Below are 18,558 nucleotides of genomic sequence, written 5' to 3'. Positions count from 1 at the left end.
CCTAATTTTTCTAAAAAAGACTTGACAACAAGTAACGCTGTTGATACTATTAAAAAAACGGACCATGGAGGATGGGATATGAAGCGTGAGAATGCAGAGATTGAGATGGTGGAGATGAAGGATAACAGATATGTAGTAAGAGCATATCAGGAGAAGCTCAGCGAGGCGGTGGGAAGACAGTATGCAAAGGCCCGCAAGGATAAGGGGCTGACGCAGCAGCAGGTTGCTGACGTATCAGGCGTGAAGAGACCGAATATTGCGAGGCTTGAGGGAGGTAAGCACAGCCCCACAGTGGATATGCTGGCGAGAGTGGCGGCAAGCATGGGAATGCAGTTAGAGATCTGCCTTGTGGATCAGGCAGATGGACAGGCTTAGGCTATAAGCCTTCTCCGGCTGAGTGGTTACAAGTTTTATTCGGAGAGATGGAGAATACCCTGTCTCTCCGATTGACTTTTATAAGGGAAGATACTATAATTGAAGAAAGAAAAATCGGCACTCAGAGAGCCGGTTTCAAGTAATGACTAATGAAAGGTTGGGGAAAACGATGGATCAAGGAAAAGTATCAAGAATTTTAAAATCAATGGAAGAGCATGGCGTGCCGCAGATGATTATTTCCGACCCGGTTGCTATTTTTTATTTGACAGGCAAGTGGATTATTCCGGGGGAAAGGCTTCTTGCTCTTTACCTGAATGTAAACGGGAATCATAAGCTTGTAATCAATGAACTTTTCCCGCAGGAGAAAGATCTGGGAGTTGAACTGGTATGGTACAACGATATTCAGGACGGGGTTGAAATCTTAAGCCGTTTTGTAGAGAAGGACAAGGTTATGGGTATCGACAAGACATGGCCGGCAAGATTCTTAATCCGTCTTCAGGAGCTGGGCGGAGGAAGTAAGTTTGTCAATGGTTCTCCGATCGTTGACTATATCCGTATGGTAAAGGACGAAAAAGAGCAGGAGTTAATGCGCGAATCCTCCAGATTGAATGATATTGCTATGGAAAAGCTGATCCCGTGGGTAGCAAAAGGACTTACGGAAAAAGAACTGAACCAGAAAATCCGTGACATTTACAAGGAACTTGGCTGTGAGGATGTATCCTTCGACCCGATTACGGCTTATGCAAAGGGAGCGGCGGATCCGCATCATGTAACAGATGATTCCAAGGGAAAACGCGGCGATTGTGTCATCCTGGATATCGGCGGATTTAAGGATAATTATGCTTCTGATATGACAAGAACGGTATTTATCGGCGAAGTGTCTGACAGAGCGAAGGAAATCTATGATATTGTAGTGGAAGCAAACAGACGCGGCATTGAGGCGGCAAAGCCCGGTAACAGAATGTGCGACGTTGACCTTGCTGCAAGAAATTATATTGAAGAGAAGGGATATGGGAAATACTTTACACACAGAACCGGTCATTCTATCGGTCTTGAAGACCATGAGTTTGGCGATGTGTCTTCTGTAAATGAAGATATTATTCAGGTTGGACAGTGCTTTTCTGTAGAGCCGGGAATCTATCTTCCGGATGAAGGCATCGGCGTTCGTATTGAAGACCTTGTGATTATCACAGAAGATGGATGTGAAGTATTGAATCACTTTACAAAGGATTTGATTGTAGTACCGGAAGAATAATAGTAATAATATATGTAAAGGATAAGCAAATTAAATAATAGAAACAGGAATCCGTTTAGCTGGAATACTGCTAAGCGGATTTTTTTGCCACTGAAACTGTTAAAGAGTACCGTTTGCAAAAGGATTCACATTTTGTCGGGAGTATGGTAAACTACTGTACATATATAGTATAGGTGGATTTAAAGCAGGAGGGAATAAAAGTGAACAGAGAACAGGCACATGAGATTTTAATGAAGTACATGAAAGGTGAAAATTATATCACACATTCTTATGCTGTGGAAGCAATCATGAAAGGGCTTGCTAAGAGGCTTGCTCCCGACGAGGTGGAATACTGGGGAATCGTAGGTCTTCTGCATGATCTGGATGAAGAGCAGTGTGATTGGCAGCATGATTTGAGTGTTCATGGTCCTACGTCTGTAGAGATTTTGAAAAAAGAAGGAATCGATGACAAAGTGTTGTTTGACGCAATCAAGGCGCACAATCCTAAATGTGGTATGAAAGCAAAGACAAAGCTGCAGTATTCTGTTCTGGCGGCAGATCCGATGAGTGGCTTTGTAAAAGCGGTTGCTCAGATTTATCCGGATAAGAAAATTGCCAGTGTGAAGCACAAATCCGTAATGAAGCGGTTTAATGAAATGAGATTCGCGGCAGGAGCAAACCGTGATTATATGGAAGTGATCGAGTTTACGGGACTCAGCCTGGATGATTTGATTGATGTGGCGTTGGAAGAAATGGGCGCTATTTCCGATGTGCTGGGATTATAGGGATAACAGTCTTTTGCGCTGTATTTTTCTAAAACCCGGAAAAATGCCTTGACTTTTAGATTTAAACATAATAAAATAGTCTAGCGTGCATGTAAGATGCATTCATTTTTTGTGCGCGTTTAAACAAGATTTGTTTAACCAGTAACTTATTTTACATCATAGGAGGTGAAAGAGATGCCAACATTTAATCAGTTAGTTAGAAAGGGACGTCAGACTTCTGTAAAGAAATCTACAGCTCCGGCACTTCAGAAAGGTTACAACTCTTTAAGAAAGAGAGCGACAGATGCTTCTGCTCCTCAGAAGAGAGGCGTGTGTACAGCTGTTAAGACTGCTACACCTAAGAAGCCTAACTCAGCTCTTAGAAAGATCGCCAGAGTTCGTCTGTCTAACGGAATCGAAGTAACAAGCTATATCCCGGGAGAAGGACACAACCTTCAGGAGCATAGCGTTGTTCTGATCCGTGGAGGAAGAGTAAAAGACCTTCCTGGTACAAGATACCACATTGTCAGAGGTACACTGGATACAGCAGGTGTAGCGAAGAGAAGACAGGCTCGTTCTAAATACGGCGCTAAGAGACCAAAAGACGCTAAGAAGTAGTTTTCGAGCCTAGTAAGAAGAACTACCATATTGAATTGAATATTCACAAACAGAACTATGAGAAAGTAAGTTGCAGGGTTATGATTATAGAAGGTATGCCCTGTGCACTACACAGTATCATCAGAACGACACATGTGAGTACCGATGAATTAAATTTTTGCAGGAAGATTTTTCCTGGCAATCAATAATGTTTAAGGAGGGAAGGACCGTGCCACGTAAAGGACATACTCAAAAAAGAGATGTATTAGCAGATCCATTATACAATAATAAAGTGGTTACAAAGCTTATCAATAACATTATGTTAGATGGTAAGAAAGGTGTAGCTCAGAAGATTGTATATGGAGCGTTTGACAGAGTTGCAGAAAAGACCGGCAAACCGGCAATCGAAGTATTTGAAGAGGCAATGAATAACATCATGCCATTGCTGGAAGTAAAGGCAAGACGTATCGGTGGAGCAACATATCAGGTGCCGATTGAAGTAAGAGCTGACAGAAGACAGGCTCTTGCTCTTCGCTGGCTTACTATGTTTTCTCGTAAAAGAGGAGAGAAGACGATGGAAGAAAAACTGGCGAATGAGATTATGGATGCGGCAAATAATACAGGTGCATCTGTAAAGAGAAAAGAAGATATGCACAAGATGGCAGAAGCAAACAAGGCGTTTGCTCACTATCGTTTCTAATTTTAGGAGGCAACAATGGCTGGAAGAGAATATCCATTAGAGAGAACCAGAAATATCGGTATTATGGCGCATATTGATGCCGGTAAGACTACGCTGACAGAGCGTATTCTCTACTATACCGGTGTAAACTATAAGATTGGTGATACTCATGAGGGTACTGCTACCATGGACTGGATGGAACAGGAGCAGGAAAGAGGTATCACGATTACTTCTGCAGCTACAACATGCCACTGGACTTTGGAAGATCACACAAAACCGAAGGCAGGTGCCCTGGAACACCGTATCAATATTATTGATACTCCGGGACACGTTGACTTTACTGTTGAAGTTGAGCGTTCACTCCGTGTACTGGACGGCGCTGTCGGCGTGTTCTGTGCTAAGGGTGGTGTTGAGCCGCAGTCAGAGAATGTATGGCGTCAGGCAGACACATACAACGTACCAAGAATGGCTTTCATCAACAAGATGGACATTCTGGGAGCTGATTTCTACAATGCAGTAGAGCAGATTAAAACCAGACTTGGTAAGAATGCAATCTGTCTTCAGCTGCCAATTGGTAAAGAAGATGAATTTAAGGGAATCATTGACCTGATGGAAATGGAAGCTTACATCTACAATGATGAGAAGGGTGATGACATTTCCGTTGTAGAGATTCCGGAAGATATGAAAGATGATGCGGAACTGTATCATACAGAGCTGGTAGAGAAAATCTGCGAGCTGGATGATGATCTTATGATGGAATATCTGGAGGGCGAGGAGCCGTCTGTAGATGACCTGAAGAGAGTTCTGCGTAAGGCGACATGTGAATGTACGGCAGTTCCGGTTTGCTGTGGTACAGCATATAGAAATAAAGGTGTTCAGAAGCTTTTGGACGCAATCGTTGAATATATGCCGGCTCCGACAGACATTCCGCCGATCGAAGGTGTGGATGAGGATGGAAATGAAGTTGTAAGACATTCTTCAGATGAAGAGCCGTTCTCAGCGCTGGCATTTAAGATTATGACAGACCCATTTGTAGGTAAGCTTGCTTACTTCCGTGTGTATTCCGGATCCTGTAACTCAGGTTCCTATGTCCTGAATGCAACGAAGGGCAAGAAGGAGCGTGTAGGACGTATCCTGCAGATGCATGCAAATAAGAGACAGGAGCTTGATAAAGTATATTCCGGTGATATTGCGGCAGCAATTGGATTCAAGTTTACGACAACAGGAGATACCATCTGTGACGAACAGCATCCGGTAATCCTGGAATCCATGGAATTCCCGGAGCCGGTTATCGAGCTTGCGATTGAGCCGAAGACCAAGGCTTCCCAGGGTAAACTTGGTGAATCTCTTGCGAAACTGGCAGAAGAAGACCCGACATTCCGCGCGCATACGGATCCGGAGACAGGACAGACTATTATCGCCGGTATGGGTGAGCTTCATCTTGAGATTATTGTAGACAGACTTCTTCGTGAGTTTAAGGTAGAAGCTAATGTAGGTGCTCCTCAGGTTGCTTATAAGGAAGCATTTACGAAAGCTGTTGATGTTGACAGCAAGTACGCGAAGCAGTCCGGTGGACGTGGACAGTACGGACACTGTAAGGTTAAATTCGAGCCAATGGATGTCAATGGCGAGGAAGTATTTAAGTTTGAGTCTACTGTTGTCGGCGGTGCAATTCCGAAGGAATATATCCCGGCTGTCGGCGAGGGTATTGAAGAAGCAATGAAATCCGGTATCCTTGGAGGATTCCCGGTTGTCGGCCTTAAGGCTAATGTATATGATGGTTCTTACCATGAAGTCGATTCAAGCGAAATGGCATTCCACATTGCAGGTTCTCTTGCATTCAAGGATGCGATGAAGAAGGCTGCTCCGGTACTGCTTGAGCCTATTATGAAGGTAGAAGTAACGATGCCGGAAGAGTATATGGGAGATATCATCGGCGATATTAACTCCAGGAGAGGACGTATCGAAGGTATGGATGACCTGGGCGGCGGAAAGATTGTACGTGGCTACGTACCGCTTTCAGAGATGTTCGGTTATTCAACAGACTTACGTTCCAGAACACAGGGACGTGGTAATTACTCTATGTTCTTTGAGAAATATGAACCGGTTCCGAAGTCTGTACAGGAAAAAGTATTATCCGGAAAAAATTAACCGCAAGCTGAACTGTTATGTAATTTATGCTAAAAAGTATGAAAAAGGCTTGAAAAACGGGTTGATTTGAAATATAATCAGAACTAGCTGAGTAAATTGTTAATATTAGTAGAATGCCAGATATGGCGATTTAATTAAGGAGGATTATTCAAAATGGCAAAGGCTAAATTTGAAAGAACAAAACCACATTGTAATATTGGTACAATCGGTCACGTTGACCACGGTAAAACAACTCTTACAGCTGCTATCACCAAGACTCTTGCTGAGAGAGTAGCTGGTAACGCTGCTGTAGATTTCGAGAACATCGATAAGGCTCCGGAAGAAAGAGAACGTGGTATCACAATTTCCACAGCTCACGTTGAGTATGAGACAGAGAAGCGTCACTATGCTCACGTAGACTGCCCAGGACATGCTGACTACGTTAAGAACATGATTACCGGTGCAGCTCAGATGGATGGTGCTATCCTTGTTGTTGCTGCTACAGATGGTGTTATGGCTCAGACAAGAGAGCATATCCTGCTTTCCCGTCAGGTAGGTGTTCCTTACATCGTTGTATTCATGAACAAATGTGATATGGTAGATGATGAAGAACTTCTTGAATTAGTAGAGATGGAAATCCGTGAACTGTTAGACGAGTATGAGTTCCCGGGAGATGACACACCGATTATCCAGGGTTCAGCTCTGAAGGCTCTTGAAGATCCGTCAGGAGAATGGGGCGACAAGATCATGGAACTTATGGATGCAGTAGACAGCTATATTCCGGATCCGCAGCGTGCAGTAGATCAGCCATTCCTTATGCCTGTAGAGGACGTATTCTCTATTACAGGACGTGGAACAGTTGCTACAGGTAGAGTAGAGCGTGGTGTTCTTCATGTATCTGACGAAGTAGAAATCGTTGGTATTAAAGAAGAAAACCGTAAAGTAGTTGTAACAGGTGTTGAGATGTTCCGTAAGCTTCTTGATGAGGCTCAGGCTGGTGATAACATCGGTGCTCTTCTTCGTGGTGTTCAGAGAACAGAGATCGAAAGAGGACAGTGTCTGTGTAAGCCAGGCTCTGTAAAGTGCCATCACAAATTCACATCTCAGGTTTACGTACTGACAAAAGATGAAGGTGGACGTCATACTCCATTCTTCAACAACTATCGTCCACAGTTCTACTTCAGAACAACGGACGTAACAGGTATCTGTGGTCTTCCGGAAGGAACAGAGATGTGTATGCCTGGTGACCACGTAGAGATGACATGCGAACTGATTCACCCGGTAGCTATGGAGCAGGGTCTTCGTTTCGCTATCCGTGAAGGCGGACGTACAGTAGGATCAGGCGTAGTTAAGGAGATTATTGAGTAATTTCCATAAGCGTATTGGATTAAGTGAATGAAATATAAAAAGCCGTTTCATGCTTAAATGCATGGAACGGTTTTTTTGTGGTTCAGGGTGTCAAAAGAGCTGCTGTCAAATGAAAGAAAGATATGGTATGATATATGGGGAAATATAGAACAATAGGGAGATGAGCCGATGAAGAAGAGCGATCTTGTTATTTATCAGATTATGCATATGGATAAAGTTGTGGCGGAACTTTCGTCGAATGGAAAAGCGACGATTCTTAAAGAAAAGTTTATGCCCTATGACCTGTATTTAGAAGATGATAGTTTGGACATTGATACAATGATTAATAATATTCTGAATTTTAATCATTGGTGTGCATCAAGAATGCTTTCACTGGATAGAAAATATGCGAAAGAAATACTAAATAGTATTGGAGTGACTCAGGCAGTTACGGATAAAGACAGAGCGGATATTGCATTGTCTTATCATTGTGTCTCATTAACAGACGTATACTGGGTGAGAAGTGTGGGAGAAGAGATTACTTTTGCCAGATTGAATTTATATGATAATCCTTTGGATGAGGCTCTTGTGGAAATATCTCTTAGAGGCAGGCAGATGACGGTTACCAATCAGGAATTGGCACCGGATTTGTCGACTAGGGGATGTTTTCCCAAAGCCTGGATTCGGAAGGAAGATGGTTTCTATCTTTTAAAAGACGGAGAGAAAGAGGCGGTAAAAAAAGAGATTTTGGCGAGTATGGTTTGTCAGTGCTTTGATGTGCCGCAGGTTAAGTATCGGGAATGTTTATATGATGGAGAGTGTGTGTCGGAAAGTCGGATTGTGACATCAAAAAAATATTCAATGGTGTCAAAGATGGCTTTTGATATTTATGCCTGTAATCATGATTTGAATACGCTTGATATCTGCAAAAAGATTGATCCGATTACGTATTATGGCATGAATATTCTGGACTATCTGACAGGGAATACAGACCGTCATCCGGAAAATTGGGGATTCCTGGTTGACAATAGTAATAATGAATGTATTTCTCTGTATCCGCTGATGGATTTTAATCGATGTTTTTTAGAATATGATGATTTGGATGGAGCTAATTGCCTGACTGTCCTGCCACGACATTTGTCGCAGCGGGAAGCAGCAATTGAAGCGGTAAAGCACATTGGGCTCAGAGAGAAGAGTAAGATAGATATGAATATATTCCGGGACATGTGCATGGAAAAGGAAGGGGAAATGTTCCGGCGCAGACTTGATGAGTTAAAGCAATATTGTGAATAACTCTCCAAGAGTAGTTGAGAAAAAATTGCTGAAATATTGTTTTTTATTTTTTTTGATGCTATACTAATGATAATTTGTCGAGGTAAAGTACGAAAGGGATGAAGTTCATGAGGGTAGGGAAAGAGTTCATGCTCAGAGAGATTGCCGGTGATTATATTATCATACCAACCGGAGAGACGTCGCTGGAATTTCATGGTTTGATTACGGTGAATGAAGTAGGTGTTTTTCTATGGAATATGCTTCAGAATGATGTTACGATAGAGGAAATGGTTGCAGGTGTCCTGGAAGAATATGATGTGGAAGAAGAAGTTGCAAAAGAGGATATTCAGGAGTTTTTAAATGCTCTGATTGAGGGAGGCATACTGACGGAAGATGGCAGACAGTGATACCTATTATAGTTCTTTATCGCAAAAACAGTATTATGTAGATAAGTCTGGAGTGCTGGAAAGGGAACTGGAAAGGTTCCCTTCTGTTTATCTGGAGGGCATAGCTGCCTCTGGAAAGACGACGGCTGTGAAAATGCTGTTGGCAAGACGGACGGAAGTGGTGCCTGTCCTGTTCCGGATGGAGGAAGAAGTGAAGGATCCAAAGCGATGTGCGGAGAAGTTTAAGGAATTGGAAGAGCGTATGGATGAGAAGAATATCTGGGTGATATTGGAGAATTTACCATGCGAACTTCCGGAACAGATCCGGGAGCATGTGGTTGAATTGATTGGCAGACTTCCGCGCACATGGCGTATGGTTGTAATTAGCAGGGAAGAGATGGAAGAGAGCTTTTTGGAACTTCTGTGGAGCCGCAGAATGGAGCTGCTGCCGCCGGAATCCTTTTTGTTTACCATAGGTGAGATACGTAGATTTGCAGAGTATATGGGAAGTTCGCTGGATGCGGAAGAAATCTATAAGGTTAGCGGAGGATGGGCAGGTTGTGTAGATATGATGATTCGTCTGTCTTTGGGTTCAAAAGGTGAGAATGCAGCAGATGTGACAGTGGAGCAGTTAAGGCAGCGGTATGAGATAGATAGATATATCCGGCAGGAGATGTGGGATACGCTTTCTTCGAAGGAGAAAGCGATATTAACCGGAGCGGCACAATGTCCGTGGATTAACGAGGAACTTTGCCGGGATGTGTGGAAACTTGAGGGAGTTGCAGAATCCTTAAGAGTATTAGGACGAAAAGGATTTCTGCTGTGTGATACAGGAAAAGAACGGTGGAAAATACTGCCGGTTTTTAGGCAGTGCGTTCAGCAATGCTCTTCCGGATTCGGCTCGGGGGGGGTAAAAGCAAATTCCTATTAGAATGTCTGGGAGAATGGTACGGTTCTCATGGCTATGTGAGAGAAGCGTTGGAATGTCTGAAGCAGTCTGGAAATGGAGAGAAATACAGACGGTGTATGCTTCAAAATTATACTCTGGTTCCTTCCCTGGGGGTATCGTATGGGGAAGTGATGGAGTGGAAAGACTTGTCGTCGGCGTGTTGTTACCTGCAGGCAGTATACTGTATTGCCCGGCGGGACATGAAAGGATTCCGCAGAGCAGTGCGGCGTGCGGCGGAAGGAACCGATGAGAAAGCGGAAGAAGTTTATTTGAATTTATTATATATGGATCCGGAAGAAACTCTGGAAGACTGGCTGGAACAGCTGGAAAGTTATGGCAAGAGGAACGGACGGGCGAGAATCTACTATATGATTGGCAATTCCTGTTCTTTCTTGTGTGGAATCAGAGATTTGTCCGGTTTATTTTGCGTACTGAAAAAAGAGGAAAGAAGACGCGCCCGGATTTGGAAGGAATACCTGGGTGAGGAAGAATGGGCGTTTTATCTTTTGGCGCAGATGGAGTATTATTTTGAAATAAACCGGCAGGATGATATTGAGGATGAAAACTGGAGATATCTTTTTACAGTCCGAACCGGAGAAAACTGGCAGAAGGACTTGGCAAAGCTGTCTCTTTTATATATGCTTCGGGAAAGTTATTCGGGTGAGAGAACGGCAGATGCTATTGAGCAGCAAAAGAAAATTCTGCGATGGGAAGATCATCCGCTTTGCAGGAAGAGTATGGAAGCAGTTATGAGTGTATATTCCCTACAGGGAGAAGGACGAGAGCAAGTGTTAAGATGGATCTATGACATGCGCAGTGAGTCCGTGCTTGAGATTAACGAAGAAAATTACCTTGTATTGTGGTATTTGGCGAAATGTTATGTACATTTGAATCAGTATGAAAAGGCAGAACCGATTCTGCAAAGGCTGCTGCCCTGTTTCCAGAACTATCATAGTACGCGCTTTCAGGCGGAAGCTTTGTTTTTATTGGCGTTGGTAAACAGGGAGGAAGGGAAGAAAAACCAGTCGCTGCGGTATGTGATAGAATCCTTTGTAATAACGGGGAATTTTCGGTACGTGAGATTTTATACAACATATGGCATCTGCGGCTGTGAGACGCTGGATGAGTATGCGGCATGGATGAGTACAAATTTTCAGGAAGGGTGGCGGCAGAAAAAGAAATATAATTATGGAAATGTCCTTCGGATGCCGGAGGCAGATTATATAGAAACGTTCAGACGTCTTGCCCGTAAAAGCCGGAAATATTATCATGAATTGCCGCAGGAGACGGACGAAAAGCTTACGATGATGGAAATGATTATGCTTCAGAATATCAGCCTTGGGATGACGAACGCACAGATGTGCCGGGAGCTGAATCTGAAATTACCGACTGTAAAGGGACATTTGTACAGTCTGTATAAAAAACTGGGAGTGAACAGCAGAGTCCAGGCGCTTGTGAAGGGAAGAGAGAAGGGACTTTTGCAGTAGAAAAGGGAGTGAGATGCCGAATGAAGAAGATCAGAATCATAAGTATTGTAGTGCTGCTTCTGTCAACAGTAATGTTTGTGGCTTTTCGGGTATATGAGAAGACGGGGCAGGATCGAGTCCCGCCAGAGATTACATTTCCGGAAGGGGAATTGCTGCTTCATGTAGAAGATGGAGAAGAGAAACTGCTTGCGGATGTGAAAGCAGAGGATAATCTGTCAGGCGACGTAAGCGGTACGCTGGTAGTGGAGCAGATATCAGAGATTACAGAGGAGAATGAACGAACCATAACCTATGCTGCGATTGATGAGAAGGGCAATGTGGGAAGAGCTGAGCGCACGCTGAAATATATCGATTATCAGGGACCCTGGTTTAAGCTTAAGGATTCTCTGCGGTACAAGGCAGGAGATACGCTAAATGTGCTGGACAGGGTGGAGGCAGAAAGCTTACTTGACGGAGATCTGAGCGGACAGATTAAATATACGATGAAGAATGCTTCTGACGAAAAGACGGTGGGGATACGGTATGTAGATCTCCGGGTCACGGACAGCGCGGGCAGGACTGCAGAACTCAGGCTGCCGCTGGAGGTATATAATGCGTCGGCGGAAAAAATACAGGTGAAGCTTAAGGAATACCTGATCTATATTGGAGCAAATACGGGCTTTGATCCGGCACAGTATTTTGACAGCGCAGATCAGGAAGGGACGCTTCAGATCGAATCCAATGTAGTTGTGAGCACGCCGGGAGTATACTATGTGGATTACGTTGTATATGGCGAAAAAGACATGGGAAAAAACAGGCTGATCGTAATCGTGAACTAAGGCGGAATGGGGTTAGAATTTTGGAGAGAGAGACGAGACAACAGGAGATTGATATTTATTGTATAATCAGAGATGTATTCCATGATTTGTGGGTGGCTGTGGCTATCGGAATATCGGCGGCATTTCTTGCGTATATAGGGGGCAGGCTTTTGTATCAGCCGACCTATACTTCAAGAACTACTTTCGTAGTTTCTTCCCGGAACGGCAGCACGGGGGCATATGCAAATCTGACGAAAACGCAGAAGATGACAGAGGTTTTCCGGTCTGTCATGGACAGTAACGTATTGAAGAAGATGGTAAGCGACGGGCTGGGAATGGACAGTTTTGACGGAAAGGTGAAAATTAAGGTTGTGCCGGAGACGAATCTGTTATCGGTGTCTGTGACCGCGGACAGTCCGGAGACTGCGCTTAAGCTTCTGCGGGGGATGCTGGAATATTACCCAGAGGTAGGCAGGAATGTGCTGGGCGAAGTGGTAATGGAAATATTTGAAAAGCCCGGATATCCGGCGGCACCGGATCAGGTGTTCCGTGGGAAGGAGATTATGCAGAAAGCATTTCTCATTGGCACGGCTGTCATGCTGATTTTGCTGGCGATGCTTTCTTGTCTGAAGGACACGGTCAAGAATGAAAAAGAGGCTGCGGAGAAACTGGACACCACGCTTTTCGGTGTGCTGTGCCATGAGAGAAAATATCGGAATATCAGGGATTTTCTGAAGAGGAAGAAAAAGAAAATAGTGATTACAGAGCCGTCCGTAAGCTTTGGCTATACCGAGGCAATGAAGAAGATGCGGATGAAGCTTCTGTATCAGGTGCGGTATGAGAATGTCAAGGTCATTCTGGTTACCAGCGCTGCGCCGGGAGAAGGCAAGACGACTGTGGCAGTGAATCTGGCGTATTTGATGGCAAAGCAGTCCCGGAAGATTCTTCTGATCGAGGGGGATATCAAGAATTGTGAGCTGCTGAAGCGCCTGCCGTTAAATCCAAAGCAGGCTGCTGACTGGGGCGGATGTCTGGCAGAAGGCGGCGATCCGGAAGAAGCGGTCAGCTATTTGGAGAAGTACGGTTACAGCGTAATGGTGAACCAGACAAAGGCAGTTCATGCGACGGAGCTGCTGGCTTCCGGGAGAATGGAAGAATTTGTCGCACAGATGCGCCGGAAGATGGATTTGATTATTATAGACGCACCGCCGGTATACAAGCGCTCCGACACGGAAGTCCTTGCCGGATATGCGGATGCATCCCTGCTTGTAGTGAAGCAGAACGGGACGCAGGTAAAATATATTAACGATGCAATTGATCTGTTAAATGATTATGGCAAAGGCCTGTTGGGCTGTGTGTTTAACGATGTGATGAGCGGCAAAGGCTCGCTGGTTTCTGGTTATGGCTACGGCTACGGTTACGGCTATGGCTATGGGTATGGCAGGTACGGGAAATACGATTCTCCACGCCGGGAGACAGATAAGAGGGAGTCGGGATATGGGCGGACAAAATGAAGTACACAAAGTAAAGGAAGAAGAGATGATTGATCTGACTGCCTTTGCAGCGGATTATCTTAAGATGTTAAAAAGGACGTGGAAGATGGTTCTCGTACTGGGAATAATTGGCGCTCTGGTATCCGGCCTGTGGGTGAATATGACATATCAGCCAAGATATACGGCCTCCGCTACATTTACCATTAATATCTACGAAGAGCAGGAGGACGGGACATATACCAACAGCAGTTTCTTCGACAACAGTGCGGCAGAGCAGATGGCGACTACGTTTCCGCATATTCTTACCAGCGGTGTGCTGCAGCGGAAGGTGGCGAAAGAGCTTTCCGTGGATGCAGTGCCGGGAAGGATTAAGGCGTCGGTGGTGGAGAATACGAATCTTTTGACCCTTTCTGTGACAGATACGGATGCGGAGCGCGCCTATCGAACTCTGAGAGCGGTGGTAAATAATTACCCGTCTGTGTCAGAATTGATTGTGGGAAAAGTGAATATGGAGATGCTGGATGAGACGGGGATTCCGGCTCATGCGGACAAACCGAAGGATGTGAAAAGAAACGCAGCCAGAGGCGGAATCGCCGGGATTGGCGCGGGACTTTTGCTGGCTGCATTTATGGCATTTGCTAACAGGACGGTTCGGAGAGAAGAGGACTGTATGAGGCGGATCAATATGAAATGTATTGGAACGGTTCCCAGGCTTCACCGCAAAACGAGGAGCAGGAGAACGAAACAGCCGTCTAATATCATGGACAAGAAAATCAGTCAGGAATTTGTGGAGGCTTTCCGGCTTATCCGCAATAGGATCGAATACAGCGCCCACGAAAATGGGCTGAAGAGTATTCTGATTACCAGTGCGCTGGCAGATGAGGGGAAGAGTACGACAGCGGTCAACCTGGCTTTGTCCCTGGCGCAGAATCATAAGAAAACAGCGCTGATTGACTGCGATCTGAGAAATCCCTCAGACAGTGAGATATTAAAGGCCGGCAAAGAAAAGGGATTGGCAGAGTATTTAACGGGAGAACTGGATTTAGAAGAGTGCATACAGTACGGGGAGAAGATGGGATTTTCGGATTTGGAGAATTTCCTGTATGTTTCCGGAGGAAATGCGGACGCGGACAGTACAGAGCTTCTGGACAACCCAAAGATGAAGGAGCTGATTGATTCTCTGAAAGATAAAGCGGAGTATGTAATTCTTGACAGCGCGCCCATCGGACTTCTTGCTGATGCAGGAATCCTGGCGCAGTATGTGGATGGAATCGTACTGGTGGTAAAGAAGGATTTCGCAAGGGCTGATTTCATCCTGAATTGTCTGGAACAATTTGCGGAGCACAATGTACATATTATCGGCTGTGTTCTGAATGATGATTAGAAGCTGCGGGAAAGGATGCGGACAAGAATGAAAGAACAGAAGAATCCGGAAGGCAGTTCTCTGGCTATGCTGATTTCCCACTGGAAAAATGGTACATTTTCAGAAATCATAGAGGACTGGAAATGGAGCTTCCATTATAGTATCCGGTACAAAGGCGCGATAGCCGTCTATGTGCTTTTGGGAATACTCAGTACTACTCTGGGGCTTGCAGGAAGTGTGGCGGGAAAATATCTGATTGATATTATTACCGGTTATCAGACAAGCAAGCTTGCTGTACTGGCTGTCATTATGGCGGGCAGCTCCATGCTGAGTCTCTTGTTTGACAGTTTAATTAGCCGGGTATCTACAAAGCTGAGTATCTTGATTAACAACGATATTCAGGCAGATGTTTTCGGGCATATTATGGACACGGACTGGCTGGAGTTGAACCATTTCACCAACGGAGATTTACTGAATCGATTTAACGGCGATATTAAGACCGTCAGCGGTAATGCAATTAGCTGGCTCCCGACAGTTATTCTGTCAATCTATAAGTTTGTGGCTACTTTTTTTGTGATTCTGCATTATGACTGGGTGATGGCAGTCATCGCCATGGGAAGCGCTCCGTTTCTGCTGGCTTCTTCCCGTTTGTTGATTAAGAAACAGAGAGATTACAGCGGGAAGTCCGGGAGATGAGCAGCCATCTTATGACTTTTGAGGCGGAAGCTTTCTACAATCTGGATACGATTAAATCCTTTGGAATTACGGACAGATATAACGGAAAAATGCATGGATGGCAGGAAAAATTCAAAGAAATCAGCCTGAAATATAACCTCTTTACGATTAAGGCCAATGCGGCTTTGTCGGTGTTAGGGATGCTGGTACAGTTTGTGGCATTCGGTTACTGCCTGTTCCGTCTGTGGACGCGGGATATTACTTATGGGACGATGACTCTGTTCTTGCAGCAAAGAAGCAGCCTATCGGCGGCATTTCATCAGATGGCGTCACTGATACCGGGCTTTTTAAGCAGTTCCGTGTCGGCCCGGCGCATCCGGGAGATTATGGAGCTTCCCAGGGAAGAAGATGCGAAGGGGCATGAATGGGAAGAAATGTGCGGCGAGGGAGAATGGAAGGTTCCCCTGTGGACGGCAGGCGGACTAGAGGTACGAATGGAGAATGTAGAATTCTCTTATGTCCAGGGCAAGAAGGTCATTGGACAGTCACAATTCAGAGCCTGCCCGGGAGAAATCGTAGCGTTGGTGGGGCCTTCCGGAGAGGGAAAAACGACTATGGTTCGTCTGATTCTTGGATTAATCCGCCCGGAAGCGGGAAAGGTCTTTCTTATAAAGTCCGGAGAGCGGCAGATAGAGGCGGGTGTGCATACAAGACAACTTTTTGCCTACGTGCCACAGGGAAATACGATTCTGACAGGAACCATTGCTGAAAATATGCGAATGGTGAGAGAGGATGCGACGGACGGGGAGATCATAGAAGCTCTGAAAACTGCATGTGCATGGGAATTTGTGGAGAAACTGCCGAAGGGCATCCACAGCAGCGTGGGGGAAAAAGGCAGAGGTCTTTCGGAGGGACAGGCGCAGCGGATTGCCATAGCAAGAGCCGTGCTGCGGGAATGTCCGGTTCTGTTGTTAGATGAAGCAACTTCAGCGCTGGACGTGGCGACAGAACGGAGGGTACTGAAGAACCTTATCAGTCGGGATTCCGGCAGAACCTGTATTGTGACGACGCATCGGCCGAGTGTGCTGAGTATGTGCAGGAGAGTGTACCGGGTAATGGATACAAAGATAACAGAGCTGTCAGAGGATGAAGCCGGACAGATGGCGATGGATTTTTAAAGAGGGATGATGGAGAAAATGATTGATATACACGCACATATACTGCCCGGAATTGACGATGGCGCGGCAGACATAGGCGAAGCGCTGCATATGGCAAGGATGGCAGCGGATTCCGGGGTAACGGCAATTGCGGCAACACCCCACTGCAATATTCCGGGAAGCAATGGAAATTATGCGGGCAGAGAGTACAGGGAACTGTTTCGGCGTGTGGCCGGAGCGGCAGAACAGGCAGAGATTCCCATCCAAATCCTGCCGGGAGCCGAGGTGTTTGCCACCTGGGATTTGCCGGAGCTTTTGCGGGATGGGAAGATACTCACGCTGAATGGAAGCAGGTATCTGCTGGTTGAATTTGCATTTGACGAAGATCCGGGGTTTGCAGGGGATGTGTTGGACAGGATCAGGGCAATGAATCTGGTTCCTGTTATCGCCCATGCAGAGCGGTATGAATTTGTCCGGGAGATTCCCGGGATCCTGCAGGAATGGAGGGAAAAGCACTATCCAATCCAGGTGAATAAGGGAAGCTTTCATGGACGTTTTGGGCGGAGAGCCAGGGCGGCGGCAGAGTATATGATGAAGGAAAGGCTGGTCTCGGTGATTGCAAGCGACGCCCACGGTTCTTATCAGAGGACACCCTGCATGAAGGATACGTACCAAATGCTGCAGGAAAATTATCCGGAGAAGTATTTACAGGTGATTTTTGAAGAAAATCCACGACGGATACTTAAGAATCAGAAGCTTATCCGCTGTATGCCGAAGCAAAAGCTACAGGAAAGAACGGGAGGAAGAGAGTGTGAAGTTTTTCAAAGAGCATAAGAAGATTAAGATTCTTGCCGTGATACTTTTGGCAATCATACTGATGGTTGTCGGTGTGTGTGCTTTTTTGCTCCGGCAGATCTACAAGGATTCCGTAGCGGTAAAGGAACCGGAGGATGTGGACCCGACGGCTTCTCAGGTGGCGATTGCAAGGGAAGAGATACAGGACGAAGAAGTATTTAACGTACTTTTGGTGGGAACAGATTCCAGGGATCCTAATACGGATATGGGACGTTCGGATAGTATTATGCTGGTTTCTTATAATGCAAAAGAAAAGAAGGCAACGCTGGCGTCATTCCTGAGAGATTCTCTGGTGGAAATTGACGGTTATGGGAAGAGCAGGCTGGGGCATACCTACGCTTATGGAGGCGTGGGGCTGACGATTAATACTATAAATAAGGTGTACGGTCTTGATATTCAGAACTATATTACGATCAGCTTTGATAATCTGGTAAATGTGATTGACAATCTGGGCGGGATAGAAGTGCCTTTTACGGCGGAAGAAGCAGAGTATTACCGTGCGAATGGTATGCCCGATGCACAGGAGGGGATAAATCTTCTCACCGGAACACAGGCGCTGTCACATGCGAGGAACCGCTCTCTTGACAATGATTTCGGCAGGACAAGGCGGCAGAGGAGCGTGCTGAACGGAATCTACCGGAAGGTGATGCAGGAGAAAGATCCGGCGGCAGTTCTTTCCCTGATTAATTTCTGCATGACGCAGGTGAAGACCAATATGGCAATTGCCGATATCTATGATATGGCAGAAAAAGTACTGGCAGAGGAGAATTTGAAAGTGCAGCAGATCAGCGTCCCCGCAGAGGGCACTTATCAGTTTGCTGATTATGAGGGAATGGCTGTCCTGGAGATAAATATAGAAGAAAATAAAAAGAATATACAGGATTATCTGTATTAATAGAAAAAACAGTGAAAAATCGCATACTAAAGTATGTAGCTTTTTTGCTGAAGAAAAGATACAATAAAATAAATATACAAATGTTAAAGCAAAGTAAAGGAGA

The 18,558-nt window shown here is 45.3% G+C and carries 18 protein-coding genes; all 18 read left to right on the top strand.

The annotated features are described in order from the left end of the window. The first annotated feature begins 78 nt into the window (after nt 1–78). The 18 genes from OCV99_RS10245 (at nt 79) to OCV99_RS10160 (ending at nt 18,455) form a co-directional block, all read left to right on the top strand. Entirely contained in the window at nt 79–375 is a 297-nt protein-coding gene (locus OCV99_RS10245) for a helix-turn-helix domain-containing protein (protein WP_227192685.1), read from the top strand. Nucleotides 376–544: 169 nt separating this feature from the next. Continuing rightward, nucleotides 545–1,630: a M24 family metallopeptidase gene (locus OCV99_RS10240; RefSeq protein ID WP_158370418.1), complete on the top strand. Its 1,086-nt coding sequence runs from the start codon at nt 545–547 to the stop codon at nt 1,628–1,630. Nucleotides 1,631–1,830: 200 nt separating this feature from the next. After that, complete coding sequence (locus tag OCV99_RS10235; RefSeq protein WP_158370336.1) at nt 1,831–2,394, top strand: HD domain-containing protein; 564 nt, start codon at nt 1,831–1,833, stop codon at nt 2,392–2,394. A 174-nt stretch (nt 2,395–2,568) separates the two neighbouring features. Continuing rightward, complete coding sequence (rpsL, locus tag OCV99_RS10230) at nt 2,569–2,991, top strand: 30S ribosomal protein S12 (RefSeq protein ID WP_158370334.1); 423 nt, start codon at nt 2,569–2,571, stop codon at nt 2,989–2,991. A gap of 208 nt (nt 2,992–3,199) precedes the next feature. After that, nucleotides 3,200–3,670, top strand: coding sequence for a 30S ribosomal protein S7 (gene rpsG, locus OCV99_RS10225; protein WP_227192687.1), 471 nt, complete (start codon nt 3,200–3,202; stop codon nt 3,668–3,670). A gap of 15 nt (nt 3,671–3,685) precedes the next feature. Then, complete coding sequence (gene fusA, locus OCV99_RS10220) at nt 3,686–5,800, top strand: elongation factor G (RefSeq protein ID WP_158370330.1); 2,115 nt, start codon at nt 3,686–3,688, stop codon at nt 5,798–5,800. A gap of 153 nt (nt 5,801–5,953) precedes the next feature. Next, nucleotides 5,954–7,147, top strand: coding sequence for an elongation factor Tu (gene tuf / locus OCV99_RS10215; RefSeq protein ID WP_158370328.1), 1,194 nt, complete (start codon nt 5,954–5,956; stop codon nt 7,145–7,147). 168 nt (nt 7,148–7,315) lie between these two features. Beyond that, nucleotides 7,316–8,419: a hypothetical protein gene (locus OCV99_RS10210; protein WP_158370326.1), complete on the top strand. Its 1,104-nt coding sequence runs from the start codon at nt 7,316–7,318 to the stop codon at nt 8,417–8,419. 107 nt (nt 8,420–8,526) lie between these two features. Next, complete coding sequence (locus OCV99_RS10205) at nt 8,527–8,805, top strand: PqqD family protein (RefSeq protein ID WP_158370324.1); 279 nt, start codon at nt 8,527–8,529, stop codon at nt 8,803–8,805. Next, nucleotides 8,792–9,715 (top strand): MalT transcriptional regulator family protein, encoded by a 924-nt coding sequence (locus OCV99_RS10200; RefSeq protein WP_158370322.1) that lies wholly within the window; start codon nt 8,792–8,794, stop codon nt 9,713–9,715. Before OCV99_RS10205 ends, OCV99_RS10200 begins: the two co-directional genes overlap by 14 nt. A gap of 47 nt (nt 9,716–9,762) precedes the next feature. After that, nucleotides 9,763–11,220, top strand: a complete 1,458-nt coding sequence (locus OCV99_RS10195; RefSeq protein ID WP_262575373.1) for a response regulator transcription factor — start codon at nt 9,763–9,765, stop codon at nt 11,218–11,220. Between the two features lie 20 nt (nt 11,221–11,240). Continuing rightward, a complete protein-coding gene (locus OCV99_RS10190) occupies nt 11,241–12,038 on the top strand; it encodes a hypothetical protein (RefSeq protein ID WP_158370318.1) in 798 nt (265 codons plus the stop codon). 20 nt (nt 12,039–12,058) lie between these two features. Then, nucleotides 12,059–13,531, top strand: a complete 1,473-nt coding sequence (locus OCV99_RS10185; protein WP_158370316.1) for a tyrosine-protein kinase domain-containing protein — start codon at nt 12,059–12,061, stop codon at nt 13,529–13,531. Beyond that, entirely contained in the window at nt 13,419–14,894 is a 1,476-nt protein-coding gene (locus tag OCV99_RS10180) for a tyrosine-protein kinase domain-containing protein (RefSeq protein ID WP_158370314.1), read from the top strand. The genes OCV99_RS10185 and OCV99_RS10180 overlap by 113 nt, the downstream gene beginning before the upstream one ends. A gap of 27 nt (nt 14,895–14,921) precedes the next feature. Next, entirely contained in the window at nt 14,922–15,569 is a 648-nt protein-coding gene (locus OCV99_RS10175; protein ID WP_262575371.1) for an ABC transporter transmembrane domain-containing protein, read from the top strand. Next, on the top strand, nt 15,566–16,726 hold the full coding sequence (locus OCV99_RS10170; protein ID WP_262575370.1) for an ATP-binding cassette domain-containing protein: 1,161 nt from the start codon (nt 15,566–15,568) through the stop codon (nt 16,724–16,726). Before OCV99_RS10175 ends, OCV99_RS10170 begins: the two co-directional genes overlap by 4 nt. A gap of 9 nt (nt 16,727–16,735) precedes the next feature. Beyond that, entirely contained in the window at nt 16,736–17,539 is an 804-nt protein-coding gene (locus tag OCV99_RS10165; protein WP_262575368.1) for a tyrosine-protein phosphatase, read from the top strand. Further along, the gene (locus tag OCV99_RS10160; protein ID WP_158370310.1) at nt 17,517–18,455 is read left to right on the top strand and encodes an LCP family protein; all 939 of its coding nucleotides are present in this window, start codon (nt 17,517–17,519) and stop codon (nt 18,453–18,455) included. Before OCV99_RS10165 ends, OCV99_RS10160 begins: the two co-directional genes overlap by 23 nt. The last annotated feature ends 103 nt before the right edge of the window (nt 18,456–18,558 follow it).

Source organism: Dorea acetigenes (assembly GCF_025567385.1).
Lineage (GTDB): Bacteria > Bacillota > Clostridia > Lachnospirales > Lachnospiraceae > Claveliimonas > Claveliimonas acetigenes.
The sequence above is the reverse complement of the archived record's forward strand: the minus strand, read 5'-3'. Positions and strand labels throughout refer to the sequence as shown.